This window comes from Pectobacterium atrosepticum (genome assembly GCA_019056595.1).
Classification (GTDB): Bacteria; Pseudomonadota; Gammaproteobacteria; order Enterobacterales; family Enterobacteriaceae; genus Pectobacterium; species Pectobacterium atrosepticum.
Genome location: CP036163.1, coordinates 4,662,141 through 4,680,935 on the forward strand (window position 1 = coordinate 4,662,141; position 18,795 = coordinate 4,680,935).

Consider the following 18,795-nt stretch of genomic DNA (forward strand, 5'->3'; position numbering starts at 1 on the left):
ATTAATCGCCTGGATTATTGAGTAATGACTCCCTTAATAAGTCTGCGTCTCGTGCTGGTGGATGGCCAAATAAGCGTTTGTACTCCCTTGAAAATTGTGGGCTATCTCGTAACCACCAGAGAATCCAGCCATTTACCTCGCACAACGCGTCGATACGAAGGCGGGTACTGTAATTGTCCCTGAGGGCCCTGCAGGATGAAACAGTTCATCGAACGATACGGGCAGGGCGCTTTGTCTGTAGAGACATGTCCAATGCAGAGGTCTGCAAGGGATCCGTGTGATAGTCAAACCCTATGGTCCATGTCGTAGAGCAATATCAAGATGTGCTGCAAGAGAGTCATTCATGGCACGATTATAGCGATGACCCAGCACTGCGTAAGACGACTGATACAATCAGGCAATAAACTGAGCTTATCAGGCGTAGGTTACCCGCCGGTCATTATCTATTATGAGCAGGTCGAGAAAGCACCAACAGGTGCACCTAACAACCTGAAAGAGACAACTCATGACTCACCCTATCGCACTTATCACCGGCGCCAGCCGTGGCCTCGGCCGCAACATGGCACTTCACCTCGCCAGACGCGGCGTCCACATCATCGGTACCTATCGCAGCGGCGCAGCAGAAGCCCAGACGCTGAAACAGGAGATCGAAGCACAAGGCGGCAAGGCCGTCATGTTACCGCTCGACATCACCGATAGCGCCAGTTATCAGGCTTTTTCAGACGCCGTGACGGAAACGCTGAAAACCGATTTTGCCCGTGAGCGCTTCAACTTCCTCGTCAATAATGCAGGCAACGGCCTCTTTGCAAACTTCGTTGATGCAACCGAAGAACAGTTTATTTCACTGGTAACCACCCATCTTCAGGGCCCGATGTTTCTGACTCAGAAGCTGTTGCCGCTGGTTGAAAACGGCGGACGTATCCTGAATGTATCGTCCGGTTTTGTACGTTTTACGTTGCCTGGGTACAGCATTTATGCGGCGGTGAAGGCTGCCGTTGAAGTTCTGACCCGCTACATGGCCGTAGAGCTGGGTTCACGTCAGATCCGTGTCAATGCCATTGCCCCGGGTGCCATCGCAACTGATTTTGGTGGTGGCGCGGTGCGCGATAATAATGATGTGAACGCCTGGGTGGCGCAGGGGATTGCTCTGGGCCGTGTCGGTCTGCCGGACGATGTAGGTGGTGCAGTAGCCGCCATCCTGTCCGATGATATGGCCTGGGCTAACGGCACGACCTTTGACATTTCGGGCGGGCAGTTGCTGTAGTAACCGCACGTTATTCCATCACTTCGCCACCTTATTAGGGGATTTATATGCTTAACGCTCAGTTGACGCTTATCAGCCATCCGTTGTGCCCGTTCGTTCAGCGGGCGGCGATTGTGCTGCTGGAAAAAAACGTCTCCTTTGAAAGGATCGACGTCGATCTCGCAGCTAAGCCTGACTGGTTTCTGGCGCTTTCGCCTATGGGTAAGGTGCCATTGCTCAAGGTGGAATTAGCGGGCCATTCTGACGCGATTCTGTTCGAGAGCGCAGCTATTTGCGAATATCTCAACGAAACGCAGGCAGGAGCCAGCCTTTATTCCAGTGATGCACTTTCCCGTGCACAGCAACGTGCCTGGGTAGAGTTTGGCGTGGCGGCTCTCTCCGATGCCTGGCAGTTCCTGAATGCTAAGGAGCTCGCCGTTGCTAACGATAAGAAAGCTGCCTTTCGCGATAAGTTGCAGCGACTTGAGAGCACTCTTGAGCAAGGTCCCTATTTTTCAGGCTCCGCGTTCAGTATGGTCGATGCGATGTTTGCCCCGGTCTTTCGCTACTTTGACTTGCTAAGCCCCGACGTTTCGCAGCCGATTTTCGACAATCTTCCCCGTGTATCGGCGTGGCGGGCTTCACTGGCACACAGGCCAAGCGTCATTGCTGCCGTGCGAGACGATTACGTCGACAGATTTAAGCAGCACCTTGTTAAGCAGCAGGCAATACTCTCAGACTCAATGTGTAAGACAACCTGAGTTTACAGAGCATCGGCATTTAAATTTAGCTAAGCCTTTAAAGGACATCGATATGGCAACGCCGATTAATACCGTAAATGCATTTTTCAACGCTTATCCTAAAGCAAAAGGTAAAATTGCCATACAGCGGTGGTTCACACCCTACAGCGTCTGGGTCAATGAAGGCGTCGCCACTACTACCGGCATTGATGAAGCGTTCGCGCTGATTGATAAACTCGAAGAGGCATTTGGCATCACGACGGTACGTATTGAAATGCTTTCGATTGCCGCTGACGGTAATAAAGTGCTCACTGAACGGCTTGACAGGTTCGAACGTGCTGATGGCAGCGAGATTGGCGCAGCAAAAGTGATGGGGATACTTGAAGTCGAGGGCGATAAAATCATTGCCTGGAGAGATTACTTTGATACCAGCTTCATGCAGAAAACGGCTGAATAGCGGATTAATAATCATGAAACGGCAGTAAGCGTCATGCTGGAAAGTAAAATAGGGTAGTCAGACTGACGCTGTGGTTGTGTTGTTTCCCCTCCACAGCGGTTGATATATTAACAATGTTGCGAGTCAATTTCAGTTACCCCAGTACAAGCCTTTAGGCGCGCTGGAAAAGCCAATCGCCTTCAACGCTGGGGTCAGTTTGCTCATACGTACCGGCACACCGTTGACCAACTCGAGTGTGAACCGATTACGCTTGTCGCGCGAAAGTGCAGTGGATAGCGCTGCCAGTGCTGCGGCAATAGCTTCCGTTTGTGCTGCATCATCCGGGTCAATATAGGTGAACAATTGGCGGCCGCCTTGCGGCAGATAAAACACGAGATGACCGCCATCAATGACTACGATGGCTCCTGTTCTTCGGGCCGGCCGCATCAGGGATGCATGAGAGGGCCAGGGCAGAATAGTCCCGAAAGGATTACCGGGATCCACGGCACTGAGAGCGACTGGAGTGGGTACCGAAATCGTTTCTTCGGCCAGTTCGCGCAGGCGGTCCACTGTTGCGCGCTCGGCGAACTGGGCAGCCCCAAGTCCGAGCACAAAGCGACCACGGATCACGCGTCCGGTGTCTTCCATGCCTCTGAACACGGGTTGCAATGCCGAAAAGCCGCCGGGGACGTTTTCATAGACGGTGACATTGCGCGTTACCACAGCGTAACGATCCAGCAGACCTTCGGTCCAGGCGATAGCCTTCACTGTATCGGGAAGGGGGTCTGTGCGTATCATCGACCACCGGCCCGCCAGGGTTGTCGCATTGAGTGCCGTGAATTCAGGATGCAACGTTTCGGAAACCGCGGCCGACGAGAGTCCGCGCAGACCCCGCCTTCTGCGCGAGGACAATGCACGAGGCCGGGGTTGTTGCGCTACCTGTGCAAGCGCACGTAACAGTGTCAATGTGTCATTCGTGATACAACCCGCCCAGACGAGATCCCACAGGGCTGTGTGTAAATTATCAATCAATATGTCGGGGGATCCGTGTCGTTCGGAATATTCCTGGGACTGCGTGATCTGCACCTGCGCAGCCAACTGACGCACAAAATATGCGCCCCCGCCGGAGAGCAATTCTAGGATCGCCGACTGCAGAGGTGACATGTCTAGCGTACCAGCCGTGTGTGCTGTCATGGACAGAGTTTCGGGGGCAAACTCCTGGAGGTGGAAAGCCACCAGACCGTCGTCGTTACCCAGTCTGCCGTGGCCCGACCATAATACCGTACCGCTGGAGAGTAGTGCGTCGAGCATGTCAGGCGCGTAGTCGCGTACGCGTACGGGCAGGATCTGTTGTTCCCAGACCGACACTGGCAACGGTATCCCCGCCAGTTGCTCGATGACGTGCAGTACGCCTTCCTGGCCTTCCAGCGCACCGCGCGCCAGATTCCAGCCCTTCACAACGACACTTTGTGATGAATCGGCAACAAGCCCTTGCCGTTCGAGCAGAAGGCGGGCGTAGGCATGGCGGGGTACCGGCTGGGTAGCCTTGCGGGCGGCCTGTAATGACCGGACACGTAAACGCCGGAACACCTCGTCGCCCACCCATTCGTTCTGTGCGAGCGTTCCGGTATCACCGCTGACCAGAGGGGGGGATTTCATGCCGCGCCTGACCCCGAAGCGACCGGAGAGAAGCTTGCCCTGTTCGGCAATCTGCCGCAGTACGGCCTCGGCCACCGATGCACCCAGGCCGAAGGCCGAGGCCGCGTCACCCGTGGTAAATGGCCCGCGGGTGCGGGCGAATCGTGCGATCAGACTGCGCAGCGGATCGGCTGTGGATTCCAGAAATGCCGCCGGTAGCCCGATAGGAAGAGGCACACCCAGCGCATCGCGCAGTCGTCCGGCGTCCTCGATACTGGCCCAGTGCTCCCGTGCGCCGATCATGACACGGATGACACGTTTCTCGGACTCGAGACTGCTGAGGAAAGTGGCCGCTTCGTCGCCCTCACTGTCCAGCCGCGCGGCAACGTCCTGCGTGCAAAGTGGCCCAATTTCGCGCAGCAGATCGGCCACTCCCTCCTTGCCCTTTGCTCTGTAGCCAGTCGCCAGCCTCTGCAGCTCCTGATCAAGCTGAGCCATCACCAGAGGATCGAGCAGTTCACTCAGTTTGACCCGTCCAAGAAGCTCCCCCAGCAAGGTACTGTCGAGGGCAAGCATCGAGGCACGTCGTTCGGCCATCGGCACGTCCGTCTCGTACATGAACTGTGCCACATAGCCGAACAGCAGGTCAGTTGCAAAAGGGGAGGGTACCTCAGTGGTGACTTCAACCAGCCGCACCGAACCTGTGCTCAGTCGCCGCATGAGTTCATCTAGCGCATCGAGGTCATACACGTCCTGCAGGCACTCGCGTGCGGTTTCGATCAGTATCGGGAACTCTGGATAATCCCGGGCGCTTTCCAGTAACTGACTGGCACGAAGCCGCTGCTGCCAAAGTGGAGAGCGACGTCCGGGCGTTCTCCGCGCAAGCAGCAGCGCACGCGCGGCGCACTCACGAAACCGTGCGGCAAACAGTGCTGAGCCCCCGACTGCCACGGCAACGGTGCGGCGCAGCTTGTCAGGATCGAAGAGGAACAGTTCCGCGTCGGGAACCCGGCCAGTATCCGGGAGGCGCGCCACGATACCATCGTCACTGGACACGACGGCCGGATCGATTTTCCAGCGCTCCCGGATACGCTGGGCAATGGCCAGCGCCCAGGGCTCATGAACCCGACGCCCATAGGGCGAATGCAGGATCAGACGGCAGTCACCCAGCTCGTCACGGCATCGCTCGATGATTAGCGTGCGATCGGTGGGCAGTACGCCCGTGGCGGCTCGCTGTTCTGACAGGAGAGCCAGCATGTTGCCGATGGCGTTCCCGTCCAGGCCGATGGCCTCCAGGCGCGTCCGGGTATCGAGTTCGGAAAATGGGGTGTTAGTGGCCCCGGAGATGTCTGGTTCGAGCTGGCCGAGGAAAGCACCGATGGCTGCCCCCAGCTCAGCAGGACGGCCGATACCGTCTCCGCGCCAGAATGGCAGGCGGGCGGAACGGCCCGGAGCTGGGATGACGACCACTTGGTCGCGGGTGATTTCCTGAATGCGCCAGGAGGTCGCCCCTAGAGTGATGACATCGTTGATGCGCGACTCGTAGACCATTTCTTCGTCGAGTTCGCCCACGCGGCGTGAGCCAGCACGTTCTTCACCTTCGGGCAGAACGACGCTGAACATGCCGCGGTCGGGAATAGTGCCCCCGCTGGTGACCGCCAACTGCTGTGCGCCCGGACGTGCCGACAGTTGGCCGGTTTCCCTGTCCCAGACCAGCCGGGGCCGAAACCCAGAAAAATCGTCAGAGGGATAGCGACCTGCCAGCATATCCAGCGTGGCATCGAACGCTGTGCGAGGCAGTGTGCGATAGGGCGCGGCGCGGCACACGGTGGCATACCAGGCGTCGATATCAAGCGGCTCCATCGCGACGGCGGCGACCGTCTGCTGTGCAAGCACATCCAGTGGATTGCGAGGTGGGGCGATAGCTTCAATACGTCCGTTCAACATCGCATCGACGATAACAGCGGAGTCGATGACGTCGCGTCGTGAACGAGGATATACGAGCCCGGTAGAAATGCCGCCAACCTGATGCCCGGCACGCCCAACACGTTGCAGTGCGCTGGCGACAGACGGGGGGGCTGATACCTGAATCACCAGGTCGACCAGGCCCATGTCAATGCCCAACTCCAGGCTTGAGGTAGCGACCACGCAGCGTAACTCACCGGATTTGAGGGCTTGCTCGATCTCAGCGCGATGCTCTTTGGACACCGATCCGTGGTGAGACCGGGCGATGGTAGCGGTAGCGGCAGCGGAACGCGCCTGGGTGCTGCCCGCTATCGATTCGTACTGTGTGGAAGGGAAACTGTCCGCAGTGGATGCAGTCTGCCCGGCACCTGCCAGTCTTGCTGCATACGCCTCATTGAGGCGCGCGGTGAGCCGCTCTGCCACGCCGCGGGAATTGGCGAAAACGATAGTGGAGCGGCGTGAAAGCACCTGATCCAGAATACTGGCCTCCACGTGCGGCCAGACAGACCCAGGTCGGCCATTGCCAGCGTCTTCGCCGGGTTCAGATTCCGGGATGTTCGACATGTCTTCCACCGGTACTACGATGCGCTCGTCAAGGTGACGACTTGCTGGCGGAGCCACGATAGTGACAGGACGTTCGCCTCCCAGGAACTCAGCCACCCGTTCCACAGGGCGTACGGTGGCGGATAACCCGATGCGCTGCGCAGGCGTTTCAAGCAGCGCGTCCAGCCGTTCCAGGCTCAGTGCCAGATGCGATCCGCGTTTGGTACCCGCCACGGCATGGATCTCGTCGATAATGATGGTACTGACGTCGCGCAGCGCGTCTCTTGCCCGGGAGGTCAGCATCAGGAACAGTGACTCCGGCGTCGTGATGAGAATGTCGGGAGGCCTGCGTACGAGACGGGCTCGTTCGGCTGTCGTCGTGTCACCGGTACGCAGGCCTACCGTTAGCACCACTTCGGCATCGCCCCGTTGCTGACGCGCCTGCATGATCCCCTGAAGTGGCAAAGACAGATTGCGCTGGACATCCGCCCCCAGAGCCTTAACAGGCGAGATGTAGAGGATCCGTGTTTTCGTTGCAGGTCGCCGAGCATTTTCAGGAGCCGGGGTGAACGTCTCAGTCTGCTCAATGAATAGCCGATCGATGGCATGCATAAACGCGGCAAGCGTCTTGCCTGAGCCGGTGGGGGCGATGACCAGCGAGTGGTGCCCTCCACCGATTGCCGTCCACGCAGCATCCTGTACTGCTGTGGGCGTACCGAACGTGGAGACAAACCAGTCTCGGGTGGCTGCTGTGAACTGTCCGCCCGACAGAAATTCGTTTGATTGGGAGTTTGTCGTCACGAGATAATCAGCCCTTAGCCGTTTTGAGAGCGGCGCTCCATGCCTGCTGTGCCCATACCGTCAGTGTTTCATTATCTTCAAGCACATCTACAGGTACTTCCCAGTACGATTTTAGCGCATGGTCGTTGCCATCGGCGACATAGCCCAACGCATGTGAGCCTGCCGCCACGTAGTCGGCCCGGCTTGCATCGTCCACCTTGAAATACAGAGATCCCTTCCAGACCATCGCGAATACGAGCCCGTCACGATAGAGTGCGACAGCGCCAAACAGGGGCCGTGTTGTGATGGGAGCCCAACCTGAGAGCTCCCCGGCGTAGTGCGCGGCCAGTGCTTTGCCTTGTCCGGTGAGTTTGGTCATTAGTTACTCCTGTTAAATTGAAAATGGCCTTCGACGACACTTAGCAGGACCCGGCCACAGGGTGACGTATCCGGCTTGTCGGGCGGCTTTACACCGGAGGCTTTAAACGTTGAGGCACTGCTTTGAGCGCCAGTCGGTAGGACTGTTTGATCAGGTCTTCTACCAGTTCCCGGGTCACTCCTTTGCCACCTTCAACGGACACCCAGTGGTGCTTATCGAGATATCTCCCGGGCGTTACGTTTTCATACTGCTCACACAGGGTACCAATCTGGCCCGGTTCTGCCTTAACCGTGATGATCGGTTCACCAGGATCATCGGTGACGATGAGAAAGACTTTGTTGACGACCTTGTAGACGTCAAGTTTTTCGACAAACGGGCGGCTATGAGTGACGCCAGGCAGTTCAGTCGCCAGACGACGCGCCAGAGGCTGCAACTGGCGTCTGGATACGCTTTTATGTGCTGGCTGTCCGACATTGCGTATGCGTTTTTGCGGCAGGCTCGCCTTGACCAGCAGGTAAGACTCCTTGATCTCCCGATGCAACAACGCTTTCGTGATGGACTTGCCCGCAACGATTGACAGCCAGTGCCGTTTGCTCATGCGATGACCCGGTGAGATTTCCTCAAATTGCCCGCGCAGGATCGCAGCCCTAATGGGATCGGCCTTGACGATAATGGTGGCCTTTCCGTCCACCTCGCTGATCAGCATGAACACTTTGCCATGCAACTTGTAGGTCGCCCATCCGCTCCCCAGAGAGTGGTCAGCCGTGATGCCCGTAAGCGAACGTGCATAGTCATCGGCGACGTGAACCAGGTTCTGTGTATCCATGGGAACTCCTGACAATATCTGCGCGACTCAGCGAACTCGGGAATGGATGTATGTACCAGATATTCTGGACCGCTTTTTCCGCTTCGGGGAAGCGGGTAATGAAGAATGGCCAGTTATGTATCATCCCGTCCCCGCTAGCCTGCGATACCGGTACAAGGCTGCTCTTTCGTGCCCATATATCCGTGGACAGAGACCGCAGTAACGTTCTCAGTAATTGCTATTATGGGCCATAAATGGCATGGTTTGTACAGTTTAATGGCTTTTTAATTGCAAATATCGGACATTTGGTGGGGCGATAGTGAAAGAGGTAGTCGATGAGTGCGATGGTGCGACCTACAGTTGAACGGCTGACGTATAGCCCAGTCAGCCCCTATCCTTATGATCTTGAGGTGTTCCGTTTGTCGGACCTCAAGCTACGCTCGACGGTACAGGCCATGCGTAGGACGTACTGCTACGAGTTCTACATGTTGATCTGCGTGACCGAAGGGCAATGTACGCACTTTGTCGATTTCGAGCCGGTGGAATGCAGCGCGGGGACATTGCTCACGTTGCTACCCGGTCAGGCCCACAACTTCGGAAGCGAGGAGGGCTGGGATGGATGGATGGTGCTGCTGCGTCCAGAGTTTCTGCTGTCGGCAGGGGCTGAAATAGCCCCTGTTCTGGATCGCTTGCCTGGAAGCATTTGCCTTGATCCGGCGGAGCTTAGACGAGCCACGCAGGATATTCAGTACATCCACGACGATGCCAGTTTGGGGTTATCAAAGCGACCTGAAGAGCAATCTGGAATTGAGGCGGCGGATGTTTCGGCAAGTTGCCTGAGTGTTGAGGTGCATGCGTTGCTGCGTTACCGTTTCTACGCGCTTCTGACCTGGCTGGCTTTCCTGCACGGGCAGCGCCAGGAACCTGCATCTCAGCAGTCGGCCATGCTGCTACGATTCCGGCAGTTTCAGAAACTGGTAGACGAGCGTTTCTCGCAATGGAGCCAGGTCGGTGACTATGCAAGCTACCTTGGTTGTACTGAGAAGAGCCTGACGCGCGCAACACTGACAGTTCAGGGGATCAGCGCCAAAGCCTATCTCTCAAAAAGGATTGTGCTGGAGGCCAAACGGCTACTCACGCATACCGATTTGTCCATCGGTGCGCTGTCCGGGCGTCTAGGGTTCGGTGAGGTCGACAGATTCTGCAAGTTCTTCAAACGGGAAACCAATTTTACGCCGAAGGATTTCCGCAAACGAGAGGCTATCTCTTGACCTCATGAGGATCAGCCTACGTCACAGCAAAATATATGCGAAATGCTCGCTGGAACTTGATGCGCGTTTCTATCCGGCTGTAAGCGAGGTTTGCTTTCCTTTGCCAATATTTTTTTCGAATACAAAAGGATAAATGTATGTCAAATGCACTGCCTGTTTACGAGCAAAACTACGGTAATGAAGAACGTAACCTCGCGGACCATCTTATCGGTCTGGAAATATCAGCACTGGATAAGTGGTTCAAGGGGGATACATCTGGTTATGAATCGCTCTGGTCAGAACGCAGCTTTACTTACTTTGATGCGGTAGTGACCGAAAGGGTCGATGACTATGAAACGATTAAAGAGTTTCTGAAATCCATTGACGGCAAGCTGTTTGCTGACAGTTATGATTTCTGCCATCCACGGGTGCAGGCCGTAAACGATATGGCCGTGCTGACCTATCAGCTGTACGCGAAAACCAACCGAATTGATATGGAATACAACGTCATCGAGGTTTTTCAGAAGGAAGACGACCACTGGCGTGTGATCCACTCTACTTGGTCATTTATTCGTCCAATGGATAAAAAATTTCCTAAAATTGATGCTGTTATCTGACTAGGTGGTTCGCTCAGAGTAGGGGCGAGCGACAAAGAGGCAAGGTTCCGGCCCAGAATATTTATAAACCGATGGTAGTGTCTATGCAGGTAAGGTATAGACCGTGAGAATCAGAAACTTTGAATGGTTTTGCGGATGATTTTAAGTTGCGGATTTTTGAGTCGTTAAGGGGCATTTGGGGGTCACTCCGTCATCGAACCAACTTGACCCCAAATCTGACCACCAAATTCTCCCGATGCGGAGTGAAAATGGAATGCGTATCGGGAACGCTGTGAACATGAATTTATTGAACAAAGTGCTAAAAAGCAAAAATCCCGCTTAAGTTTCCTTAAGCAGGATTTCTAAATTTGGCTCCTCTGACTGGGATCGCCTTTGCCAGTAACTGGCTAATATTAAAGCTAAACCTGAATTCCCTTTCTGTCAAGACCACCAGAATGACCACCAATGAATATAGGTTACATTAAGCTCGATACGCTTCCCGTTTTGCATGAAGTAATCGCTAATATGTAGTTACCATCAGTTGGAGGAGAGGATCTAAAGACCTTTCCTCCTAAGAAGTCTGAGAAGGCCATCAATAAACGAGCGTTAGCGGCTTGAGCCCGGAACAATGCGCATGGCTTATCCGCATAGACTCGTACTGAGGTGACCTTGAAGTTGTCCAAAATGCCCGACCTGTAGAAGCACATTTTTATTGATATCCAGTGGAATGCCGATGGGTTTCTCAACGAAACCCTATTGCAGGCGAAAGAGGATCTTGCCTTGAACGATCTGCTCGTTGGCACGCTGCATGCCTCTCCATTTGTGGTAGTGCAAACGCACAAACATAACCGTCTGGAAGAGGGACCCTTAACCCCCAACTGTAAGCACGGCCGCCATACGAAATGAGAGCAGCAGGCAGAAGCAGAAATACGCGAGAACCCGCCACGCTCCTTGCGAATTACCTAAAGGAGTTACGAGCAGCCCTTAAGGGAATGGTTTGCATCGGTGCAACTGGTTGCTGTCAAGTGTCTGTGGTGTATCCGGAGTGATGGCACTGCGCGGAATTGGTTCTAATAGCTGCGCTGACGGACATGAAATTTTTTTGTGGTTGTGTGTCATCTCTGAACCCCTACTGCGATGAGAATGCCGCTCACCGTGCGCTTCTCAACGAGGGCAGTAAATTTCCGGCCGCCAGCGCGCTACCTTAGCGCTGGCGGTAACAGGAAAATGAGTGCCTAATTGCTGAACTTTTTGCTCTCACTGGGTCAAATATGTTTTTTGAAATTTTCCTGAGTTGGATGACATACGCTGCCTTTTATCGCCTCCAGCACACGATGATAGCGGGCTCGCTCAGCTTCGATTAGCTCCCGATCACTTTCCTTTTCACCCGCAGATAGTGCTTCATAGGGCGTTGAAATCTGTTCCTTCCAGCGTGTTACAAGCGCTGAGGGAATGGTCAAAGAGCCATCGTCGTTCATCGTGCACTGGCTGTGCAGATAACTTTGCCACTTTGCCCAGCGCTCATGTTCTATGCTTGCTAGGATCTCAATCACAGCAGGTGAAATTTCAAAATTAGTTTCAGACATTGGATCCTCATGTTTTTCAACGGGCACATACCCTCTCTTAATCAGAAAATTTAGCATAGCCTATCAGTGCATGCCGTCTGTGGTTGTATCCATTCATATTGTGCTGATAAGCAGGAATAAATTTAGCTGCATTCCCATAAACCACACTCGTAATTACTAGAAAAAACGCCTTTTTATCAGACCTTTCCTATGTTACATTTTGAAATCATTTAAAAAAATTCAAATTTTGGAATGTAACATGAGCGTTTTCATCAGTTATCGCCATTCCGATTTTGCACTGGCGATCAGTATTAATAAGAGACTCAGGGACGTTAATATCGAGACCTATCTTGATAAGCTGGATGCAGAGTCTCAGACCACAGACGACATCACGTCAGTCATTACCCGTAATATTGCCAGAAGCACACATCTTATCGCGGTTGTGTCATCGCAGACCGCTCAATCTTGGTGGGTTCCTTTCGAAATAGGAGAGGCGACGATACTGGGACGCAGAATTTCTTCTTATCAGAACGGTTTCCTGAGTCTGCCTGAATATCTCTCCAAATGGCCACAGATGAAAAGTGCGGAACATCTTGAGCTTTTTATCAGTGCATATCAGCGTGATCTTTTTGAACACGTAACTGAAGGAATGGAAGCTTACAGTACATCAGCTGCAGGACGATCGCTTGATAGCGACCGTTCTGCAGCTGATGAGTTCCACCGTAATCTCACTAAAAACATTTTGCACAGCCGATAACCGGGTGCGTCTTAAGCGTGTTCGAGGAGAAAATAATGAAAAAACGCGTTTTTATCAGCTTTGATTATGATCATGATGCCTCACTGAAGGTGCTGCTGGTTGGTCAGTCAAAAAATGAAGACAGTCCATTTGAATTGGCTGACTGGTCTATTAAGGAGCACATTGATCAGAACTGGAAAGATAAAGCCAGAAGCCGGATCCGTGCAGTGGATGTTGTGTGCATCATCTGTGGTCTGCATACCAATACGGCCACTGGCGTTAGTGCTGAGCTGAAAATTGCTATTGAAGAGAAAAAACCGTATTTCCTACTGTGGGGCTACACGGATAAGACCTGCGTTAAGCCAACAGCAGCACTAACCACCGACAAAATATACAACTGGACCTGGCCAAATCTTAAAGCGCTCATTAAAGGAGATCGTTGATGAGAAAGGCGCTTCTTATTGGCATTGACGACTATCCGGACCGCCCGCTTAAAGGTTGTGTAAATGATGCTATAGAGCTGGCTGCGCTTTTTGAAACACATGGTAACGGAGATCCTAACTTTGACGTAAGAAAGCTTACAAGCAATGACGATGAGGTGACGGCTTATGCCCTTCATAAGCACGTGTCCGAACTCTTTGAGGGTGATGCAGACATTGTTGTACTGTATTTTGCGGGCCATGGCATTATCGTTCCTGAAACAAACGCTGGTTACATCATGCCTCAGGATGCCCGTGCCGGCGCGTGGGGGATGTCTATGGCTGAAATTTTGGGGATGGCTAATCAAGCGCATCCTCGTATTAAGTCGACCGTTATCATTCTAGACTGCTGTCACTCCGGTTTTGCCGGTCAGGTGGTCGGGCTTGATAGTCAGAATGTGTCAGTTATCGGTACGGGGGTGACGATACTGACGGCCTCGCATCGTGAGGGGAAAGCTGAAGAAGCGGCCGGACACGGTATTTTTACCGATATTCTTCTCGATGGCCTCCGTGGGGGGTGTTCTGATATACGTGGCAACATTACGCCCGCGGCGCTTTACTCTCATGTTGATCAGACTCTGGGCCCTTGGAAGCAACGGCCTATCTACAAAGCCAATGTACAGAATTTTATTTCTCTCCGGCAGGTTGAACCTAAGGTGTCATCAGAAATACTGCGTAAGTTACCCAAGTATTTTCCTGAGCCAAACTTCGTTTTTCCACTTGATCCTTCTTTTGAACCGGACAGAGATAACGTCCCCGCAGAGCTTAAACATATCCCTGTTAATGAAACCAATGTGGAGATTTTCAAAGAGCTGCAGAGATGTAATCGCTATGGTCTGATTGCCCCTGATGGGGCTGATCATATGTACTACGCAGCCATTGAGTCTAAAGGCTGTAAGCTTACCGCTCTTGGCGCACATTACAGGAAACTGGCCGAAACAAAACGATTATAGGTTTCATTATGACCCGATACAGCATACTCAGAAGAAAGGTGGGTACGTCAAGTGGGCGAAGCATCGACAATGCCAGCATATTGACTGGCGCAGAAGCTTTTACGCTTGTGTCTGAAAATCTCTCTTTACGAGAATTGACCGAAGTGGCAGGCGATCCTGAGACAGAACTCATTGCTCAGGATATGCCTGTATCATTGATAAAACCCGTTACAAAATCTTCTTGTGAAAATGCAGCGGAGTCTTTTTCTAAAAAGCAGACGACTCAGGGGTTAGAGGATATATTGGCCGTATCGTCACCCTTTTCCGGACGCGGCGTCACTGTTGCCGTCTTGGATACAGGTATTGAATTGACGCATGACTGTTTCAGGGATCTGTCGATAATCAGTAGGGATTTTACCGGTGAAGGCATTCATGACAGAAATGGTCATGGAACCCACTGTGCAGGCACTATTTTTGGGCGTGATATCAGAGGTTCACGCATTGGCGTTGCCAGGGGTATTGATACGGCCTACATTGGCAAGGTTTTGGCTGACTCGGGTAGCGGCAGTTCAGATATGACATACAATGGGATGCTGTGGGCACTGGAGCAAAAAGCAGACATTATCTCCATGTCGCTGGGATTTGACTTTCCCGGCATGGTCGTGAATCTCACTAATGACGGATGGCCGACCGATCTGGCAACGTCTACAGCCCTTGATGTATATCGTGACAATCTCAGGATGTTTGATGCCATCATGGCTATCGCCCGTGCACAGTCATCATTTGGATATTCTCCGCTGATTATCGCCGCGAGCGGGAACGAAAGCCGCCGCTCTGTCGACAGAAAACTGAAAATTTCCTGTTCCCTGCCTGCTGCAACTGATGGAGTTATATCGGTTTCAGCCGTCTTTAATAGCGGTAATGGTGTATACAACGTTGCTGATTTTTCGAACACAAAAGCGACGCTCTCTGCGCCCGGAGTCGATGTTGTCTCTGCCTGGCCGGGCAATACCACCAAATCGCTGAGTGGTACCAGCATGGCTTGTCCGCATGTGGCGGGGGTGGCTGCATTGTGGTGGGAGGAACGGCGTCGGTCGGGCGTCCGCCCCACCGCTAAAAACGTTTCGGCCAAGCTTATCGCAACGGCAAGAGGTGACCTATTTTCATGTGAGAATAATGAGCTGGATACGGGGCAGGGGCTTGTCACCTCACCCCAGTAATCTGGTGCCTTAAATCATAACATTAGTCATTTAAGCCAAATATGACGTGCTCATTTCACCCGGGCATTTATGTAAGCATTTTTTCGGAGCAATGCCAAAGGGGCATATTGTTAGTTTTTCTTGCCAACACGCATCCCAAACGAAGAGTGATAGTCCATAGCATTGATATGTCTCATATATGAGACAGTATTCTTGTTTAGATTTGTATTAATCGAGAGCGTAATATATTTCTTCGCGATATATCTTCTTAGTGGCTGTTTTTGCGATCATGCTGCAGATAAGACAAACAATAATTATGGGGAAGATCCGTGGTTAGAATTTGCAAAATCGAGATCCAGAATTTCCGAACTATCCGCTTATTGAACTGGCAACCTTCACCAGGACTCAACTGCCTGATTGGCCCAGGAGACAGCGGCAAGACCACTATTCTCGATGCTATTGACCTTTGCCTTGGTGCCCGCCGCAATATCAGTTTCGCCGATACTGATTTTTATGGGCTGGATGTCACCCAGCCCATCAGCATCACGCTGACGCTCGGTTCGTTGCCTGATGCTCTGATGCGTTTGGATTCGTACGGAAATTATTTACAGGCCTTCAACCGTGCAAACGGGTTGGTCACCGAAGAACCTGAACAGGGCCTGGAAACGGTTCTTTGCTTACGTTTGATGGTCGATGGCGAGCTGGAGCCTGTCTGGTCGCTAGTATCACAGCGCGCTCAGGCACATGGGCAGGAGCGCAATATTGCCTGGAAGGATCGGTTACTTTTAGCCCCAGCCCGGCTCGGGACTTATGCTAGTTCCAACCTGTCATGGACACGCGGTTCGGTACTCAATCGACTGACCGCGGAACGACCAAATCTTGGTGCTGAATTGGCCAATGCGGCACGCCAGGCCCGAAACGGTTTCGGCGGTCAGGCTGGTGTACAGCTGGCCGCAACACTGCAAATCGTGAACCAGAAAGCCAATGAACTTGGCGTGCCAGTGGGTGGCGGCACCCAGGCATTGCTGGACGCGCACGCCGTATCGATCGGAGACGGAGCCATTGCGCTACACGATGCTACAGGGGTGCCCTTGCGCTCACTGGGAACAGGCTCATCCCGTCTACTGGTCGCAGGAATGCAGCGTGCAGCAGCGCAGCAGGCATCTGTCGTTCTGGTCGACGAAGTTGAGTATGGTTTGGAGCCGCATCGCCTTACCCGATTGTTGAATTCCCTTGGTGCGAAGGAAAATCCCCCACCCCTTCAGGTATTTCTAACCACCCATTCCCCGGTCGCTGTCCGCGAGCTTAACGGCAATCAGCTCTTCGTGGTACGCAAGTCTCCGGATGGTGCACATCAGGTTCTCCAGGTAGGTGTCGCTGATGATATTCAAAGCACCGTCAGGGCTGATCCGGAAGCTTTTCTCGCCCGAAGTGTCATTGTCTGCGAAGGTGCCAGTGAAGTCGGCCTGATCCGTGGTCTGGACCACTTCTGGACGAACGCAAACGGAGCGTCAATGCTGGCCGCTGGGACTGCGTATGTGAATGTCGGCGGCGGAGAGCCTGACCGGTGCTTTGTTCGCGGACTCGCATTGCGCCAGCTTGGCTATCGGGTATTGGTCATGGTTGATGCGGATAAGCCGCCCACTGCGGCGACCGTACAGGCATACGTGGATGCTGGTGGGGAGTACATCACTTGGCGAGAAGGGCGTGCTCTGGAGGACGAACTGTTTCTGAGTCTGCCAGATGCGGGTGTGGATGCGCTGCTTCAGCGAGCCATAGACCTTGTGGAAGAAGACCTGGTGGAGGCGCATATACAGACTCAGTCAAGTGGACAACTGACTCTCGCCCAAATCCGGCAGCAGCGTCAACAACTAGGTGTGCCATATCCTCTCGCAACGCGACAGCTACTGGGACTGGCAGCGCGTAATCGTCGAAACGGCTGGTTTAAATCGGTCACCAAGTTCGAGGATGTGGCCCGCGATATTCTCGGTCCTTATAGTCAAATATCAGAGCCAGAATTTGTCACCCTGATCAATCGTCTCTACTGGTGGCCCCATGCCGCCTGAGTATAATTTATTCGCTTTTCGTCGAGGCGCGATCACGGCCCCTGCAGGTTGTGGGAAGACGCAACTGATCGCAAATACATTGTCCCAACATACCGAGGCGAAGCCAGTTCTCATCCTCACTCATACCAATGCAGGTGTCACGACACTGCGTCTGCGCATGCAAAAAGCCGGAGTGCCCGCTTCGGCTTACCACATTGCCACAATCGATGGTTTTTCCATGCGGTTGGTGGCGATGTTTCCGCAGCGAAGCGCTGTTGCCGCTGCAGTCCTCCTGCTCCGGAATCCCGGAGCTGACTACCCGGCAATACGCTTGGCTGCTAGGCATTTACTCCAAAGCGGGCACCTCAATGAGGTTCTTGCAGCAAGTTATGCCCATCTGATTGTCGATGAGTATCAGGACTGCAATTTAGTGCAACATGATCTGGTTACAGCACTTTCCGTGGTACTTCCCACCTGCGTTCTTGGAGACCCGATGCAGGCTATCTTCGGCTTTCGCGGTAATCAGCTGGTGGACTGGAATACCCATGTGCTTCCCCATTTTCCTGCTATCGGCGAGCTGAATCAGCCCTGGCGTTGGACGAACGCAGGCAAGCCCGAATTTGGTCAGTGGCTCCTGGAGTGTCGGAGAATACTCCTGGCAGGAGGTGGCATTGATTTACGCCAGGCGCCGGCCGAAGTCGTCTGGGTCGAGTTGCAGCCGGCTACTGCCATTCAGCAGCGGCTCACCGCTGCGTTAACTCAGGCTGTTACGCGGGAGGGAGACGTGTTGGTGATTGGCGACAGTCGCAATCCTCGAGGTCGTCGTCAAATGGCCAGCCAGACGCCAGGGGCGGCGGCTGTAGAGCCCGTAGACTTGGCGGATCTCACACTGTTTGGAACGACTTTTAATCTGCAAGCTGCCAACGCACTAATTCGTCTAGTGGAGTTTGCCGCGGAGGTGATGACGCAGGTCGGCGCTGCTGCCTTGCAACCCCGATTAGAGAGCTTACGCCGGGGAACTGCACGCAATCCTGCTACAGAGGCAGAAGCTGCACTGCTCGCTTTCGCGAATGCTCCAAGTTTTCCCTTGGCTGCCAAAGCTCTACGCGCGTTGACCCTGCAAAACAATGCCCGAGTCTATCGTCCGGATGTTTTGTATTGCTGTCTGCGCGCGATGCAAATGGCTGCGGGAGACAGTTGCAGTTTTGCCGAGGCTACGGTGCGGGAGCGCGAACGCAACCGGCACGAGGGCAGACCCCTTGCTCGGCGTGCCATTGGCAGTACCCTCTTACTGAAGGGGCTAGAGGCGGAAGTAGCCGTCATAATCGCTCCTGAAGAGATGGATGCCCGACATCTCTACGTAGCCTTCACTCGTGGCTCGAAGAAACTAGTTATCTGTTCGTTTACTCCAATTTTGATGGCCCGCTAGCGCCGACGTAAAGCGCTTTTTTTCTTCGACGGAGC

General features: G+C 53.6%; 15 protein-coding genes and 3 pseudogenes. 11 read left to right on the plus strand and 7 right to left on the minus strand.

The genetic code is table 11. The annotated features are described in order from the left end of the window. Window position 1 precedes the first annotated feature (1 nt). Window positions 2-106 (minus strand): annotated as a pseudogene (locus DCX48_21590) (AraC family transcriptional regulator CmrA). Between the two features lie 73 nt (window positions 107-179). Further along, window positions 180-345: pseudogene (locus DCX48_21595) on the minus strand (AraC family transcriptional regulator). 160 nt (window positions 346-505) lie between these two features. On the opposite strand from DCX48_21595, the gene DCX48_21600 reads away from it, so the two are divergent. Genes DCX48_21600 through DCX48_21610 form a run of 3 tightly spaced genes read left to right on the plus strand, consistent with a single transcriptional unit; the run spans window position 506 to window position 2,440 of the window. Beyond that, the gene (locus tag DCX48_21600; GenBank protein QXE16876.1) at window positions 506-1,264 is read left to right on the plus strand and encodes an SDR family oxidoreductase; all 759 of its coding nucleotides are present in this window, start codon (window positions 506-508) and stop codon (window positions 1,262-1,264) included. Window positions 1,265-1,311: 47 nt separating this feature from the next. Then, a complete protein-coding gene (locus DCX48_21605; protein ID QXE16877.1) occupies window positions 1,312-2,004 on the plus strand; it encodes a glutathione S-transferase family protein in 693 nt (230 codons plus the stop codon). 52 nt (window positions 2,005-2,056) lie between these two features. Then, window positions 2,057-2,440 carry a limonene-1,2-epoxide hydrolase gene (locus DCX48_21610; protein QXE16878.1) on the plus strand — a complete coding sequence of 128 codons (384 nt, stop codon included), beginning with the start codon at window positions 2,057-2,059 and terminating at the stop codon, window positions 2,438-2,440. Window positions 2,441-2,569: 129 nt separating this feature from the next. Here DCX48_21610 and DCX48_21615 read toward each other — a convergent pair whose 3' ends face one another. The 3 genes from DCX48_21615 to DCX48_21625 form a co-directional block, all read right to left on the minus strand. Next, complete coding sequence (locus DCX48_21615) at window positions 2,570-7,366, minus strand: ATP-dependent helicase (protein QXE16879.1); 4,797 nt, start codon at window positions 7,364-7,366, stop codon at window positions 2,570-2,572. Window positions 7,367-7,373: 7 nt separating this feature from the next. Then, on the minus strand, window positions 7,374-7,724 hold the full coding sequence (locus DCX48_21620; protein ID QXE16880.1) for a TfoX family protein: 351 nt from the start codon (window positions 7,722-7,724) through the stop codon (window positions 7,374-7,376). 88 nt (window positions 7,725-7,812) lie between these two features. After that, window positions 7,813-8,550, minus strand: a complete 738-nt coding sequence (locus DCX48_21625) for an MmcQ/YjbR family DNA-binding protein (protein ID QXE16881.1) — start codon at window positions 8,548-8,550, stop codon at window positions 7,813-7,815. Between the two features lie 314 nt (window positions 8,551-8,864). On the opposite strand from DCX48_21625, the gene DCX48_21630 reads away from it, so the two are divergent. Further along, entirely contained in the window at window positions 8,865-9,800 is a 936-nt protein-coding gene (locus tag DCX48_21630; GenBank protein QXE16882.1) for a helix-turn-helix domain-containing protein, read from the plus strand. A gap of 137 nt (window positions 9,801-9,937) precedes the next feature. Continuing rightward, window positions 9,938-10,396, plus strand: coding sequence for a DUF4440 domain-containing protein (locus tag DCX48_21635; GenBank protein ID QXE16883.1), 459 nt, complete (start codon window positions 9,938-9,940; stop codon window positions 10,394-10,396). Window positions 10,397-10,487: 91 nt separating this feature from the next. Here the strand turns inward: DCX48_21635 and DCX48_21640 are convergent. Together DCX48_21640 and DCX48_21645 are read right to left on the minus strand one after the other, a co-directional pair. Further along, window positions 10,488-10,571 (minus strand): annotated as a pseudogene (locus DCX48_21640) (DUF4102 domain-containing protein). A 1,069-nt stretch (window positions 10,572-11,640) separates the two neighbouring features. Next, window positions 11,641-11,961, minus strand: a complete 321-nt coding sequence (locus DCX48_21645; GenBank protein QXE16884.1) for a hypothetical protein — start codon at window positions 11,959-11,961, stop codon at window positions 11,641-11,643. A gap of 238 nt (window positions 11,962-12,199) precedes the next feature. Between DCX48_21645 and DCX48_21650 the strand changes: the two genes are divergently transcribed. From DCX48_21650 to DCX48_21675, 6 genes are all read left to right on the plus strand, one after another. Next, window positions 12,200-12,697: a toll/interleukin-1 receptor domain-containing protein gene (locus DCX48_21650; protein QXE16885.1), complete on the plus strand. Its 498-nt coding sequence runs from the start codon at window positions 12,200-12,202 to the stop codon at window positions 12,695-12,697. Between the two features lie 35 nt (window positions 12,698-12,732). Beyond that, window positions 12,733-13,119 (plus strand): hypothetical protein, encoded by a 387-nt coding sequence (locus DCX48_21655; protein QXE16886.1) that lies wholly within the window; start codon window positions 12,733-12,735, stop codon window positions 13,117-13,119. Continuing rightward, window positions 13,119-14,108: a caspase family protein gene (locus DCX48_21660; GenBank protein QXE16887.1), complete on the plus strand. Its 990-nt coding sequence runs from the start codon at window positions 13,119-13,121 to the stop codon at window positions 14,106-14,108. The genes DCX48_21655 and DCX48_21660 overlap by 1 nt, the downstream gene beginning before the upstream one ends. 8 nt (window positions 14,109-14,116) lie before the next feature. After that, window positions 14,117-15,307 carry a peptidase S8 gene (locus DCX48_21665; protein ID QXE16888.1) on the plus strand — a complete coding sequence of 397 codons (1,191 nt, stop codon included), beginning with the start codon at window positions 14,117-14,119 and terminating at the stop codon, window positions 15,305-15,307. A 308-nt stretch (window positions 15,308-15,615) separates the two neighbouring features. Further along, on the plus strand, window positions 15,616-17,352 hold the full coding sequence (locus tag DCX48_21670) for an ATP-dependent endonuclease (protein QXE16889.1): 1,737 nt from the start codon (window positions 15,616-15,618) through the stop codon (window positions 17,350-17,352). Next, window positions 17,342-18,760, plus strand: a complete 1,419-nt coding sequence (locus DCX48_21675; protein QXE16890.1) for a DNA helicase UvrD — start codon at window positions 17,342-17,344, stop codon at window positions 18,758-18,760. The genes DCX48_21670 and DCX48_21675 overlap by 11 nt, the downstream gene beginning before the upstream one ends. Window positions 18,761-18,795 lie beyond the last annotated feature (35 nt).